The sequence below is a fragment of the Clostridium sp. BJN0001 genome, assembly GCF_022869825.1.
Classification (GTDB): domain Bacteria; phylum Bacillota; class Clostridia; order Clostridiales; family Clostridiaceae; genus Clostridium.
Map to the genome: position 1 here is coordinate 1,854,392 of NZ_CP094971.1, position 13,670 is coordinate 1,868,061.

Annotated in this window: 15 protein-coding genes, 1 riboswitch and 1 other annotated feature; of the genes, 2 read left to right on the forward strand and 13 right to left on the reverse strand. The window is 27.8% G+C overall.

Annotated features, from left to right (window positions below; translation table 11 throughout):
* Window positions 1-3: 3 nt before the first annotated feature.
* The 4 genes from MTX53_RS09075 to MTX53_RS09090 all read right to left on the reverse strand — a co-directional run bounded on the left by MTX53_RS09075 (window position 4) and on the right by MTX53_RS09090 (window position 3,332).
* Window positions 4-645, reverse strand: coding sequence for an epoxyqueuosine reductase QueH (locus MTX53_RS09075; RefSeq protein WP_244833438.1), 642 nt, complete (start codon window positions 643-645; stop codon window positions 4-6).
* Window positions 646-794: 149 nt separating this feature from the next.
* Window positions 795-1,151 carry a DUF805 domain-containing protein gene (locus MTX53_RS09080; RefSeq protein WP_244833440.1) on the reverse strand — a complete coding sequence of 119 codons (357 nt, stop codon included), beginning with the start codon at window positions 1,149-1,151 and terminating at the stop codon, window positions 795-797.
* Between the two features lie 89 nt (window positions 1,152-1,240).
* The gene (locus tag MTX53_RS09085; RefSeq protein ID WP_244833442.1) at window positions 1,241-2,239 is read right to left on the reverse strand and encodes an NYN domain-containing protein; all 999 of its coding nucleotides are present in this window, start codon (window positions 2,237-2,239) and stop codon (window positions 1,241-1,243) included.
* Between the two features lie 109 nt (window positions 2,240-2,348).
* On the reverse strand, window positions 2,349-3,332 hold the full coding sequence (locus tag MTX53_RS09090; RefSeq protein ID WP_244833444.1) for a bile acid:sodium symporter family protein: 984 nt from the start codon (window positions 3,330-3,332) through the stop codon (window positions 2,349-2,351).
* Window positions 3,333-3,397: 65 nt separating this feature from the next.
* Window positions 3,398-3,643: a binding site (T-box leader), on the reverse strand.
* A gap of 129 nt (window positions 3,644-3,772) precedes the next feature.
* Here MTX53_RS09090 and MTX53_RS09095 point away from each other — a divergent pair.
* Both MTX53_RS09095 and MTX53_RS09100 read left to right on the forward strand, forming a co-directional pair.
* Window positions 3,773-4,801, forward strand: a complete 1,029-nt coding sequence (locus MTX53_RS09095) for a 3-deoxy-7-phosphoheptulonate synthase (protein ID WP_244833445.1) — start codon at window positions 3,773-3,775, stop codon at window positions 4,799-4,801.
* 123 nt (window positions 4,802-4,924) lie between these two features.
* Window positions 4,925-5,024, forward strand: a riboswitch (THF riboswitch).
* A gap of 75 nt (window positions 5,025-5,099) precedes the next feature.
* A complete protein-coding gene (locus tag MTX53_RS09100; protein ID WP_244833447.1) occupies window positions 5,100-5,645 on the forward strand; it encodes a folate family ECF transporter S component in 546 nt (181 codons plus the stop codon).
* A gap of 67 nt (window positions 5,646-5,712) precedes the next feature.
* Here the strand turns inward: MTX53_RS09100 and MTX53_RS09105 are convergent, their stop codons facing one another.
* From MTX53_RS09105 to MTX53_RS09145, 9 genes are all read right to left on the reverse strand, one after another.
* A complete protein-coding gene (locus MTX53_RS09105) occupies window positions 5,713-6,573 on the reverse strand; it encodes a cysteine ABC transporter substrate-binding protein (RefSeq protein WP_244833449.1) in 861 nt (286 codons plus the stop codon).
* Window positions 6,574-6,585: 12 nt separating this feature from the next.
* On the reverse strand, window positions 6,586-7,335 hold the full coding sequence (locus MTX53_RS09110; RefSeq protein ID WP_280527241.1) for an amino acid ABC transporter ATP-binding protein: 750 nt from the start codon (window positions 7,333-7,335) through the stop codon (window positions 6,586-6,588).
* A 19-nt stretch (window positions 7,336-7,354) separates the two neighbouring features.
* Window positions 7,355-8,035, reverse strand: a complete 681-nt coding sequence (locus tag MTX53_RS09115) for an amino acid ABC transporter permease (RefSeq protein WP_244833451.1) — start codon at window positions 8,033-8,035, stop codon at window positions 7,355-7,357.
* Window positions 8,016-8,681, reverse strand: coding sequence for an amino acid ABC transporter permease (locus tag MTX53_RS09120; protein WP_244833453.1), 666 nt, complete (start codon window positions 8,679-8,681; stop codon window positions 8,016-8,018). The genes MTX53_RS09115 and MTX53_RS09120 overlap by 20 nt, the downstream gene beginning before the upstream one ends.
* Before the next feature lie 168 nt (window positions 8,682-8,849).
* Window positions 8,850-10,202, reverse strand: a complete 1,353-nt coding sequence (locus tag MTX53_RS09125; protein WP_244833455.1) for an ATP-binding protein — start codon at window positions 10,200-10,202, stop codon at window positions 8,850-8,852.
* Entirely contained in the window at window positions 10,192-10,881 is a 690-nt protein-coding gene (locus MTX53_RS09130) for a response regulator transcription factor (protein WP_244833457.1), read from the reverse strand. Before MTX53_RS09130 ends, MTX53_RS09125 begins: the two co-directional genes overlap by 11 nt.
* Window positions 10,882-10,897: 16 nt before the next feature.
* Complete coding sequence (locus MTX53_RS09135; RefSeq protein ID WP_244833458.1) at window positions 10,898-11,566, reverse strand: M15 family metallopeptidase; 669 nt, start codon at window positions 11,564-11,566, stop codon at window positions 10,898-10,900.
* A gap of 63 nt (window positions 11,567-11,629) precedes the next feature.
* Window positions 11,630-13,006 carry a HAMP domain-containing sensor histidine kinase gene (locus MTX53_RS09140; protein WP_244833460.1) on the reverse strand — a complete coding sequence of 459 codons (1,377 nt, stop codon included), beginning with the start codon at window positions 13,004-13,006 and terminating at the stop codon, window positions 11,630-11,632.
* Entirely contained in the window at window positions 12,991-13,656 is a 666-nt protein-coding gene (locus MTX53_RS09145) for a response regulator transcription factor (protein ID WP_244833462.1), read from the reverse strand. The genes MTX53_RS09140 and MTX53_RS09145 overlap by 16 nt, the downstream gene beginning before the upstream one ends.
* Window positions 13,657-13,670: the final 14 nt, after the last annotated feature.

Genomic DNA, 13,670 nt, shown 5'->3' on the forward strand with positions numbered 1-13,670 from the left:
TATTCATTCACCTATCTTTGTCATTTTTAAATCTGCGTCTCTTTTTGAGAAAACACATCCGCAATAATTCTGTCTATATAAATTATATTCTTTAGATAATTCTATCGATCTTTTATATCCATTTCTCTTTTTAAAATCAGAGAAAAGATATTTAACATTTAAATCTTTTGAAATGCTTTCACCTATTTCATTAAGTTTTTCTGCATTTTTATATGGACTTATTGAAAGCGTAGTTGTAAAATAATCCATTCCAAGTTTTTCTGCTAGATATGCTGATTCCTTAAGCCTTAACTCATAGCATTTAAAACATCTTTCTCCACCTTCTTTTAAATTTTCAAGGCCTTTTGACATATTAAAAAACGTATCAGTATCATACTTTCCTTCAACAAAATTTACTTCGTTTTCAAAATGCATAGATGATATGAGTCTTTTTATTTCCTCTACTCTATGATCATATTCTACTTTTGGAGAAATATTAGGATTGTAATAAAATACTGTAATTTTAAAATATTTAGAAAGATATTCTAACACATAACTGCTACACGGTGCACAACAGCTGTGAAGAAGAAGCTTTGGAACTTCTTTCTTATTTTTTAATGTTTCTATTGTTTCATCTAATATTTTTTGATAATTTATATTATTCATTATTCTCTCCCAAATTAGTCTTTTAAAATCTACTATACATTATTTTTTTTCTATTTACAAGAAATGTACTATAAAACAATCAAATAAAAAAAGCTATGCATTAAATTTTTTAATGCATAGCCATAATTCCATTTTCCGATTAATAAGTATTATTGAATTTTATTTTCTTCTATAGGATCTTCTCCATATTCATTTTCTCCAACAGTTCCTGCAGTACAAGATAATACAAGCATCCATATTGGTCCAACTATAGGTATGAGAGATATAAACCACCAGACACCACTTTTACCAATATCATGTAAACGTCTTACTTGAATTGCAAGAGCAGGAACGATTACTGCAAGAAAATATATTGTTGTAAGAATATCCATTTCTATAGCATAGTCAATAATCCCTAAAATTATAACTGCTATGCTATTAAAAAGAACAAACATCCAAAATTCCTTTCTTCTTGCACGCCCACTGAAGTCAGCATACTTCTTAAATGCACCTAAATAATACTCCATTTATAATTCCTCCTAAATCATTTGATATTAATATATATTCTATATTAATTATTTTATGATTACTTACATTAATAAAGGAACGTAAAATGTTACATATTTAATAATTTTACAGCGTTTTTATCTCCCTTTTTACTGCTGCTTATTATCTTAAGTCCATCAATTTCATTTATAAACTTCGAGAACTTTGTATATCCATAATTTCTTGAATTGAAACTATTATATATTTCACATAGTTTTCTATTAAGTTCTCCCATATTTATTTGATTCTTATCACTTTTCTTTAATATATCAATTATAGCTTCTGTAATTTTAGAAATAGGAATATTATTATTCTTTAGATGAACATTTATTGAATTTCCTTTTTTTTCAAGTTCAATTGTATCAAAACTTGTTAAAAATTTTGAAAGCTTAGTATATCCATAATTTCTTACATCAAAATCGGGATATCTTTTTACAAGTCTACTTCCAAGCTCTCCTATATCGATTCCTTTTTCTTCACTTCCATTTTCAGTTATTATCTTAAGCATAGCATCTTCTATTATTTTTATTCCTGTCATATTTTGAGTTTCATCATTTTTAAGATCAACATTCAAACTACTCAAAGTATTTGAATTTTTATTTTCAGTAAAAATCTGATCATCACTCTGATCTTCTTCAAGCAAAATATCAAGATATTTAAAAAGATTACATGCTACGCTAAAAGGTTTTGGAGTTTTTTCTTCACCCATACCAATTACTGTCATACCAGATTCTCTAAGTCTAACAGCAAGCCTTGTAAAATCACTATCACTAGAAACAAGGCAAAAACCTTCAACATTATGTGAATATAAAATATCCATAGCATCAATTATCATTGCTGAGTCTGTTGAATTTTTACCTGTAGTATAGCTATACTGCTGTATTGGAGATATTGAATTTTCAAGAAGAACTTCTTTCCATCCAGATGTTGTTGTTAAAGTCCAATCTCCATATATTCTTTTATATGTTATAATACCGTAATTTGATATTTCATCAAGAATATACTTAATATATTTTGGTGAAACATTATCTGCATCAATTAATACTGCAAATCTCTTTTCCTTTTCCATTTTACTCCCCCTAAATATAACCATTAATATTTTTATTTTACCATATTGCGCAAATAAAAATAAGTAGATAATCAAATTTAAGTATTATAACAATATAATTTTTCAAATTCTATGCTTCTAGTGCTGACTTATCGTCTTCTTTTTTTGCCTTTTTTAAATCAAGTCTTGCATAAAATCCAGCAAGAATTGTTCCAGAAATTGAATGCCATACACATGATACTGCTGCTGCTATAGCAGCCTGAGGTGCTGATGCAAAATATGCTGTTGCAAGGCTTGTTGCAAGTCCTGCGTTTTGCATTCCAACTTCAATTGAAATTGTACGTTTCTTCTCAAGATTCATTCCTGCTACTTTTCCAACCCCATATCCAAAAAGATATCCAAGGGTATTATGTAGTAGTACTGCTATAAAAATAACTATTCCAGATTTAAAGAAATTTGCCCCTTGAAGAGAAATAACTCCTCCAACTATAAGTGCAAGCCCTGTAACTGATACTCCAGGCATAACCTGCTGAACATCTTTAAATGTCTTCTTTTCCCCAAATAAATAATTTAAAACAAATCCAATAAATACTGGTATTATTACTGATTCAAATATTGAAATAAACATTCCCTTTGCATTTACTGTGATTCTTTCTCCTGCAAGAAGAAGCATTAAAGCTGGAGTTAAAACTGGTGATAAAAGTGTCGATGCTGTTGTCATTCCAACTGAAAATGGTACATCACCATGACATAAAAATGACATTATATTAGAAGAAATGCCTCCAGGACAGCATCCTACAAGAATAAGACCTATTGCTATTTCATCAGGAAGATTTAAAACTTTAGATAAAGTAAATGCAACAACTGGCATTACTGTATACTGTGCTAAAGACCCTATAAATATATCAAGCGGTCTTTTCGCTAAAATTTTGAAATCATTAGTTGTAAGAGTAAGCCCCATCCCAAACATTATGATTCCTAAAATAATAGTTTGTTTCGTTCCTTTAACCCACGTAAATAGCGATGGCATAATAAATGTAACCACAGCCACTGCAATAACAAATACTGCTGTATTATCAGCAAGCATCCTACTTAATTTTTTTAACATTTTCATAAAAATAGCCCCCTAAATAAAAATATTATAAATTTAAATAAAAAAAAGCGCTTCATCCCTAAAACTATAGGGACGAAACACTTAAATTTCGCTATACCACCCTGTTTAAATAAGATATTGCTATCTTAAAAACACTCAAACGTACTAACATACGCGTTTCTTTTAACGGTGAACCTCCGTTAAGACTTACATAAAAAATTCAGCCTTACTTCTCCGAGATGATTTTTCATATATATATTCTATCAGCTTTCACCATACGCTGACTCTCTTAAAGATTTCTATACACTACTTTTTCTCTTCATCAAATTTAATTTATGAACATAGAATACATCTTTTAATTTTGATTGTCAATCACTTTTTGCATAATATTTATATTTACTTGCTTTTTTTGTTATATTATATGTATAATAATTTCATAAGACTATAAGGGGGCTAAAAAAATGAGTTTTACAAAAATAAGAAGCTTGCCATCTCCTGAAGAGATAATAGCTGAAACTCCTCTATCAGAGGAATTAAAAAAATTAAAAGCACAAAGAGATAAAGAAATTAAAGATATATTTTCTGGAAAGGAAGATAAATTTGTAGTAATTATAGGACCTTGTTCTGCAGATGAAGAAGATTCAGTATGTGACTATGTATCAAGACTTGCAAAAGTAAATGAAAAGGTTAAAGATAAATTATTTATCGTGCCTAGAATTTATACAAATAAGCCTAGAACTACTGGTGAAGGATATAAAGGAATGCTTCATCAACCAGATCCTGAGAAAGCACCAAATATGGTTGAAGGACTTCATTCCATAAGAAGAATGTTTATTCATGCAATACAAGAATCACATTTAACTCCTGCAGATGAAATGCTTTATCCATGTAACCATATTTATTGTGATGATTTATTAACATATGTAGCAGTAGGTGCAAGAAGTGTTGAAAATCAGCAGCATAGATTAACTGCAAGTGGTGTTGATGTTCCAGTTGGAATGAAAAACCCAACAAGTGGAGATTTATCTGTAATGTTTAATTCTATACAAGCTGCTCAAGCAGGACATGATTTTATTTATAAAGACAATGAAGTTCAAACAGAAGGAAATCCTTATGCTCATGCAATTCTTCGTGGATCTGTAAATAAACATGGTAACAGTATAGAAAATTATCACTATGAAGAATTACTAAGAGTAAGTGAATTATATAAAGAGCATAATTTCCCTAATCCAGCTGTAATTGTAGATGCAAACCATGCAAACTCAGGTAAGAAATTCTACGAACAGCCTCGTATTGTAAATGAAATATTACATAGTAGAGAATATAACGGGGACCTTAAGAAATTAATTAAAGGTGTAATGATTGAAAGTTACATTGAAGAAGGAAATCAAAAAATAAGCGAACATATCTATGGTAAATCAATTACTGATCCATGCCTTGGATGGGACGCTACAGAAAAGTTATTATATGAAATAGCTGAAAGAGTTTAATTTAAAATAAAAAAAAGAACTGCCCATAAAAAAATTTGGCAGTTCTTTTTTTATATAAATTTCGTTCATATTTTCTTTACAAATGCATAATATTGTGCTATTATAACAGCAATTGAATATTTATACAGAGTAGGTGTTTGTGCGTTAAGTGTTACGAGAACGGGAAGTTGTCTCTTAAACGAAAAATTTAAAGTTTGCGGTACAAATATTGCATTCCGCTGTTAATAAAAGAGTTCTCTCTTTTACATCAGCAATAAATATTTTATTTATTTATTTTATTTAAAGGAGAGGATATATCATGAAAACCCTATACACTTCTATCACAATGTCAACCAAGGAGCTAAAAAGCGTAAGAAATTTAGTTCTTGCTGGTCTTTTAATTTCACTAAAACTTATCTTTAGCATGTTTACATTATACGTTTCACCAATGCTTAGAATTTCATTTACATTTATGCCATCTGCATTTATAGGTATGCTTTTAGGCCCTTCTGTAGGTGCGATGTCTGGCGCAATTGGAGATATACTTTGCTATGTAGTGCGTCCTAGTGGACCATTTAATCCTGCTTTTACATTAATTTCAATACTTAGTGGATTTATTTATGGAGTTGTTTTTTATAACAAAAAAGTAACTATCAAAAGATGTATTATATGTGAACTTATAATGGTATTTTTAATAAACATTACTTTAACAACTCTTGCTTTAAGTCTTATGTACGGAAAAGGATTTTTTGCACTTCTTCCTTTAAGAGCTCTGAAATCATTTATTCAGGCTCCTATAAATATATTTTTACTTTATATTACATTAACAACAGTTCAAAAAATTCATAGTAAGACTACAAGATAAATAAAAAAACTTATAGGAACTTTTAAATAATTTCAAAAGTTCCTATAAGTTAAAATAATTTTTAATTTTAAATCTGACCGCCTTCGACAACAAGACTTTCTTCAAATTCACTTCCATAAACTGATTTTAAAGTCGCCTCATATGCCTTGTGTATAAACTTTTCTTTTGCTAAAGTGTCAAGTTCGTCATTTATCCACTCTTTAAGTTCTGTATTTCCTTTTGCAACAGCAGGAGCAATTGTATCCTGTGAACCAAGTGATGAAATTCCTACTTCATACTTAGGATTATCTTTAGCCCATGCAATGACCTCAGTGTTATCACTTAAAATAGCATCTCCACGCCCATCTTTTAAAGCTTGGAATATTTCAGAATACTGCTCAAATTTAACAAGATCAACATCTGTATGATTCTTTGTCATATAAGTTTCTGCAGTTGTTCCTTTTGCAACAATTATCTTTTTTCCCTTTAGCTCGTCTTCACTCTTTATCTGTTTATCAGATGGAGAAACAACTCCAAGTGCAACTTTCATATAAGGATCTGCGAAATCTACTTTTTCTTTTCTTTCATCTGTCACTGTAAAATTAGCCATTATAATATCAACTTTATTTGATTCAAGATAAGATACTCTGCTTGCTGCATCAACTAATACAAATTCTACTTTATTTTCATCACCTAAAAGATCTTTTGCAAACCTCTTTGCAATATAAACATCAAATCCTTGATTATTTCCATCTGAATCAACATAACCAAATGGAGCTTTATCACTAAATACTCCAATTTTTATTTTTCCTCTTTCCTTTATTTCACTAAGTGAACTTGCACTAGAAGCTGATTCACCTGCCTTACTAGAATTACCACATCCTAAAAATGTTACAACCGATACTGCACATATAGCAAGTACTGCAATTATTTTTTTAATTTTTTTCATTTTTACTGCCCCCTAATCATAATTAAAAACATTTAAAAATTTTTTTACACGTTCAGTTTTTGGATTTGTAAAAAATACATCAGGAGATGATTCTTCACATATTTTTCCTTCATCAATAAATACTATTCTATCCGCAACTGCCTTTGCAAAAGCTATTTCATGAGTAACTATAAGCATTGTCATTCCCCTATTTCTAAGGTCTAAAATTACATCTAAAACTTCTCTTACCATTTCAGGATCAAGCGATGCTGTAACTTCATCAAAAAGCATAATTTCAGGTTTCATAATTAAAGCCCTTACTATTGCAATTCTCTGTTTCTGACCTCCTGAAAGCTGACGAGGATATGAATTTTTTCTATCTAAAAGCCCTACTTTTGAAAGAAGTTTCTCTGCATCTTTTAAAGCTTCCTTCTTGTCCATCTTTAGTACCTTTAACGGGCCTAGAAGAATATTTTCAAGAACCGTCATATTAGGAAAAAGATCATAACTTTGAAATACCATACCTATTTTTTCACGTACTTTTTGAAAATTTATATTCTTATCATTAAAATTGAAATCTTTAAATCTTATATTCCCACCTTGAATTTTCTCAAGTCCATTTATACATCTTAAAAATGTGCTTTTTCCACAACCTGAAGGTCCTAAAATAACTATAACTTCACCTTTTTTTACTTTAAGACTTATACCTTTTAATACTTCAATATTATTATCATATTTTTTCTTTACATCATCTATTTCAATCAATATGTCCTTATCTTCCATAAAAAAACCTCCTATTCTTCTATTGCTCTTTAAAATGTGTTTCTATTCTTTTTGATATCTTAGATAGTGGATAACAAACTATGAAATATAAAAAAAATATAAATGCATAAATATAAAAAGATGCATCTGGATAATCAAAACGTGATGTTTCTATAATCTGCTGTCCTACTTTAACTACATCTATTACTCCTATAAGTACAACAAGTGATGTAGTTTTTATCATTCTTGTTGAAAGATTTATAACACCAGGAAGCAATTTTCTTATAGCCTGAGGAATCATAATATATCTATAAAGATTAAATGTATTAAGTCCAAGTGCCTTTCCAGATTCAATCTGATGTTTTGATATAGACATAAGTGCACCTCTTACTAAGTCACCCATTTCAGCAGCTCCCCAAAGAGTGAATACTACAATTGACATCGTCTCTCCGCTTACATCTATATTAATTATTTTTGAAACTCCAAAATAAAATATAAAAAGCCAAACAAGTGTAGGAATTATTCTAAATGCTTCAAGATAAACTCTGTTTATAAAAAGGACTGCCTTATTTTTACTCATTCTTATAATTCCAATAATTGCACCTAATATTAATCCTAATATAATAGATGAAAAAGCTATTGCACATGTTACATATAATCCTTCAAAAAGACGTCCTATATTTCCAGGTTCAAATATAACTTTAATGCCCAAATTCTGCATATCTTACCTTCCTTTCTAACATAGTTAAGAAAAATGATAATGGCAAAACAAGTATAATATATACTAAAACGAGCATTAGAAGAGATTCAAATGTTCTATAATACATCCCTATAAGGTCCTTTGTAAGATTTGTAACTTCCATTATCAATATTGCTCCAAGTACTGATGTTTCTTTAAGTAAAAATATGCAATTTGCACTAATTGGTGCCATGCTTACCGAAAACGCCTGTGGAATTATTACATATCTTGCAAGCTGAAATTTTGAAAGACCTATACTTAATCCTGATTCTATCTGTATCTTTTTTACAGATTCAAGTCCACTTCTAAACGCTTCTGCCATATAACTTCCCCCAAGGAAAGCAAGTCCTATTATTGCGCATGTATTAGCACTCATTTTAAGTCCTATTTTAGGGAAACCAAAATATAAAAAGAAAACTTGAACTAAAAGTGGCGTATTCCTCGAAAGTTCAATATAAAATTCTACAATATTTTTTAAAAACTTAACTTTAAAAAAAAGAAATATGCTACATATAATTCCTATTAAAATTGATAATATTATTCCTAAAATTCCTAATTTAAATGTCAAATATCCTGCACGCTCAAATAGAGGAACACTCGTAATAATAAAATCCCAGTCAAATCCCAAAATCATCACCTCTTAAATTTTAATTCATAGTATTCTTGTATGAATACTTATATATTATCAAACTTGACTATTTTTGTCAACATTATTAATTATTACTCAAAATAAAAAACTGGTCCTTATTTAGTTTATTCCAAATAAGGACCAGCCGTTATTAATAAATTTATTTTTTTATTTTGATTTTAATGGAAGCCTGACTTCAAAAGCTGTTTTTTCATTATCAGATAAAGCACGTATCTTTCCTTTATGCAGTGTAACTATACTTTTTGATATAGAAAGTCCAAGACCAGATCCACCTATACCGCTATTTCGTGACTTTTCTATTCTATAAAGTCTGTCAAAGATATATGGAAGATCAGAAGATAATATTTTTTCTCCATAATTAATAATTTTAATTAGTGCCATATTTTCTTCTTTCTCTAATACTACATCTAAATATTTTCCTTCACTTCCATACTTAATTGAATTTGATATAAGATTTTCAAATACTCTAAAAAGTTTATTTCCATCGCCTTCAATTATCATTTTTGTTTTGCACATTTTAAATCTTATTTCCATATTATTTTTCTTTACAATATATTCTGACTGAGCTGTAATCTGTCCTAAGAGCTCACAAATATTAATATCTGAAATTTTAAGTTTTACATAATTATTATTCATTTTAGTAAGCTCAAATAAATCATTTATAAGAAGATTAAGTCTTTTAGCTTTTTCATATGCAATATTTATATAATATCTAAGTTCTATCTCATCTTTATATTTATCTTCATCAACCAAAGAAAGATATCCTAAGATAGATGTAAGGGGTGTCCTTAAATCATGAGACACATTAGTTATAAGTTCATTTTTAGTAGTTTGAGCTCTTTTTTCATCTTCCCTTAAATTTTTAAATCTTGATACTATATTATTTATGTTTTTAGATAATCTTCCAATATAATCATCTTTATTATCACTATATATATCATAGATTTCTAAACTTTCCATAGATTTTATACTATTTATTATCTTTCCAAGACGTATTACATTTTTCATACTAAATTTTATAAAAAGAAGAAAAACAGCAATGTACTTTGAAAGAGTTATAAAATCTATAGAAAATTGATTTCTTAAAATATTCCATAAAATATTTAAAGAATAACTACTGCAAATATATATATTTAAAAACATATATATTACATTTACTATAATATAGCTTAATATAAAATAAAAAAGCGGCATTATAACTATACCTTTAATTACAATATAATTATCCTTTATAAATTTTCTAAAAGACTTACTTAAAAGTATGCTTTTAAGCGTAATAAGAAGATATAAAACTGCACTTATTATTATAAATAACAATATGTTAATATAAAATCCAATCTCTGCTTTCATGCTATACCATGCAGAAACTAATGAAACTGCATTATCTATGCCTTCTATATAATCATTATTTATTGACTCCTTTAGTAAATAAATAAGAAGAATACTACAAAGCATACTTATTAATATTTTTATACTATATTTTTTAATACTATTTTTCAATTTTATACCCTACTCCCCATATAGTATGAATAATATCCTCTCCTTTAGAAAACTTATTAAGTTTATCACGAAGCCTGCACACATGAACCATAACAGTATTATTCGCCTGAAAATATTTTTCTTTCCATACCTTTTCAAAAATCTCTTCAGACGAAAATATCATTCCTCTATTTTTAGATAAAAGATAGAGTATATCAAACTCTTTTGACGTAAGTTTAACTTCTTTCCCATTTACTTTTACAATATATCTAGATTTATCTATATTTATGCATCCAAAATTTATTACATTTTCATCTTTTTCAGAATTGTTAAAAATATATGCACGCCTTAGCATAACTTTTATTTTTACTGCTAATTCTAAAGAATCAAAAGGCTTGACCATATAATCATCAGCACCTTTAAGAAGACCTTCAATCTTGTCCATATTTTCAGATTTAGCACTTAGCATAAGAATAGGAACGTTTGATTTTTCTCTTATTTTTTCGCACGCTTGCATTCCATCCATTTTAGGCATCATTATGTCTAAAATTATAAGATCAATTTTTGCCTTCTCAAGAATTTCAAGAATTTTATACCCATTTTCAGCTTCAAAAACAGTATATCCTTCATTTTTTAAATTAATAGAAATAAGATTTCGTATATCTTTTTCATCATCTACAACAGCTATGTTTGCTTTCATAAAATATATCCTCACATTATTTTAAATATTCTTCGAGGCATAAATTATTATCATGCATTTTTTTTGCAGCATCTTCTCCAACGTATCTTATATGCCATGATTCATAATTATAACCTGTTACTTCTATTTTATCCTTTGGATAGCGAAGAATAAAGCCATATTTATAAGAATTTTTAGAAATCCAAGCTGCTTCCTTACTATTATTAAAATTTCTAGCGCTGTTTGCTACATCAAGACAAAGTCCTGTCTGATGTTCACTCTGTCCCGGCTTTGAAACATATCTTCGAACATAGTCTTTTCCCATCTTTTTTTCATAATAATCGTATAAATTTTTCTGACTTTTATATGATCTATATGCTGAAATAACATATAGCTTTATTCCATCTTTGTCTGCTGCATCAAATAATCTCTTTAAAGGTTTTACTATTTTCTTTGATACTTCTTTTTCTTCATCTGTACTTGTAGAGTCTCTTACTGTAACATATGTAAGATCATCTGGAGTATAATCTTCTTTTATAGGATGCTCTTTATTTACAATCATAATTCCTTTTATAACATTATCTTTATCTAAAACTTGATTTAATTCAGTATTATATACATAATCGAATCCTAAAAATATCATAATTAAAAATAATAAACACTTAAAAAACTTTCTTTTTCTTTTCTTTCTTCTTAAATATCTCATCTATAATCTCTCCTTCTTGTATAAATTATAGATAAGAAATATATAGTTTCTTTTAAGTAAATATTACGAATTCTTAAATTTTAAAATAACTTTAGCACCTTTCAAATTTGTCGAATTTGATAGTTTTACGCATCCACCATGTTTTTTGCATATAATATCTGCAATATAAAGCCCCATCCCATAATGAAATCCATGTCTGCTTTTATCCTTAGTATAAAATTCTGTTTTTGCATTTTTAAGATCCTCCTTTAAAAAACCTTTTCCAGAATCTTCAACTATAAAATCTACAAACTCGTCATATATATAGAGAGAAAAAATAATTTTACCATTCATTTGAGTATATGAAACTGCATTTGAAATAACATTAAATACAGCCCTTTTAATCATTTCTTCATCTGCTTTTATTATTTTTTTATCTGCTAAATAATTTATAGATGATATAAATTCTATATTTTTTGCCCTGCATACTGATAAAGACTCTTCTGTTACTTTCTTAAAAAAATCATCTATATTTATTTTTTCTTTTTTATATTTTATCTTTCTTTCTGAATTTATAATATCCATAAGAATTTTTATATACTTTTCCATATTTAAAGCTTCAGAAAGTATTGATTCATTAAAATCTTTCTGATCCTCATTTAGATCTTCTTCTGCCATAAGCTCCGCATTTCCTCTTATTACTGTAAGAGGCGTTTTTAAATCATGTATAAGTGCTCCAAGCTGACGCCTTTTTTCTTCCTTACTATCCCATTCTCTTTTAAGTGAAGCTTTAAGCTCATTTTTCATCATTTCAAGTGATTTTATTACTCCATTTATTTCAGATATATTAGAGTATTTAACGTCAAAATCTAAATTCTTTGAATTTATTTTTATCATTGTCTCTTTAAGCTTATCCATCTCTTTTGAAATTTCTTTTGATACTTTTTTTGAAAATAAAATTATATAAAGTATAAATAAAAATAAAATCAAAGCATACTGAACAAATTCAGCATTTGGAAAAACTTTGTTTAAAATTTTATTTGAAAATGTTGCATTTAATCTATACTCAAAAACACAATAAGTCTCATCATCTCTTTGTATATACATATAATAAAAGCTTCCCTTTGAAGTTTCTTCTTTCTTTGCAATTTCTTTAAGCTTCAAAGCTTTTTCATTCGTAGTATTTTTTAAAAGTATATTAAAATTATCATCATATAATATATAAGATGCATCTTTAAAATTTAAATTACTAAAAGATGAAATATCACTATCCTTTATTTTTTCAATCTGATTTTCTATAGCTTTTTCAGAATAATTTGCTTGATGAATTATTCCTAAATTAATTAATGTAAAAAACAGAATTTCAAGAAGTATAAACGTAGAAATAAAAGAGATACAAAAATATATTATGTTTTTTGCAAATAGTTTTGAAATCGAATTTTCTTTTACTCTTCTTCCCACTTATATCCTATCCCCCATACTGTTTTTATTGGATTTATGTTAAATCTTTTAAATTTACTTCTTATATTTTTAATATGTTCAACTATAGCAGAAACATCACTTTCTCCATCAAATCCAAACACACTTTCATATATCTTTTCTTTTGAAAAAACCTGTCCATGATTCATAGCTAAAATTTCGCATATTTTATATTCACTTTTTGTAAAATCTATCATTTCTCCATTATAATAAACTTCCTTTGAAGACAAAAAGAACTTAACATTTGAAATTGAAAACGCATTTTTCTTTGTCCTTTTTTCTCTCCTTAAATGCGCATTTACCCTTGCCCTTAATTCATTAATTCCAAAAGGTTTTATTATATAATCATCAGCTCCAATGTTAAGTCCTTTTGTTATATCATCTTCCATACTCTTAGCTGTTAAAAATATTATAGAACAATCTACAGCGTCTCTTATCCTTTTACATAATGAATATCCATCAATCTTAGGCATCATTATATCTAGAAGTATAATGTCATATTTTAGATAATCACTTTCTGAAATTGTTAGTGGATTAGATACTGTATCAACAGTATGTCCCTCTTTTGAAAGAGATTTTTTTATTATTTTAAGTATCGCCTCATCATCATCAACTGCAAGAATATTTGACATATAAATTCTCCTTT

Excerpts from the sequence above, each read along its gene's own strand:
- MTX53_RS09075 (WP_244833438.1), bottom strand. The coding sequence starts at position 645 with ATGAATAATATAAATTATCAAAAAATATTAGATGAAACAATAGAAACA.
- MTX53_RS09080 (WP_244833440.1), bottom strand. The coding sequence starts at position 1,151 with ATGGAGTATTATTTAGGTGCATTTAAGAAGTATGCTGACTTCAGTGGG.
- MTX53_RS09085 (WP_244833442.1), bottom strand. The coding sequence starts at position 2,239 with ATGGAAAAGGAAAAGAGATTTGCAGTATTAATTGATGCAGATAATGTT.
- MTX53_RS09090 (WP_244833444.1), bottom strand. The coding sequence starts at position 3,332 with ATGAAAATGTTAAAAAAATTAAGTAGGATGCTTGCTGATAATACAGCA.
- MTX53_RS09095 (WP_244833445.1), top strand. The coding sequence starts at position 3,773 with ATGAGTTTTACAAAAATAAGAAGCTTGCCATCTCCTGAAGAGATAATA.
- MTX53_RS09100 (WP_244833447.1), top strand. The coding sequence starts at position 5,100 with ATGAAAACCCTATACACTTCTATCACAATGTCAACCAAGGAGCTAAAA.
- MTX53_RS09105 (WP_244833449.1), bottom strand. The coding sequence starts at position 6,573 with ATGAAAAAAATTAAAAAAATAATTGCAGTACTTGCTATATGTGCAGTA.
- MTX53_RS09110 (WP_280527241.1), bottom strand. The coding sequence starts at position 7,335 with ATGGAAGATAAGGACATATTGATTGAAATAGATGATGTAAAGAAAAAA.
- MTX53_RS09115 (WP_244833451.1), bottom strand. The coding sequence starts at position 8,035 with ATGCAGAATTTGGGCATTAAAGTTATATTTGAACCTGGAAATATAGGA.
- MTX53_RS09130 (WP_244833457.1), bottom strand. The coding sequence starts at position 10,881 with ATGAAAGCAAACATAGCTGTTGTAGATGATGAAAAAGATATACGAAAT.
- MTX53_RS09135 (WP_244833458.1), bottom strand. The coding sequence starts at position 11,566 with ATGAGATATTTAAGAAGAAAGAAAAGAAAAAGAAAGTTTTTTAAGTGT.
- MTX53_RS09145 (WP_244833462.1), bottom strand. The coding sequence starts at position 13,656 with ATGTCAAATATTCTTGCAGTTGATGATGATGAGGCGATACTTAAAATA.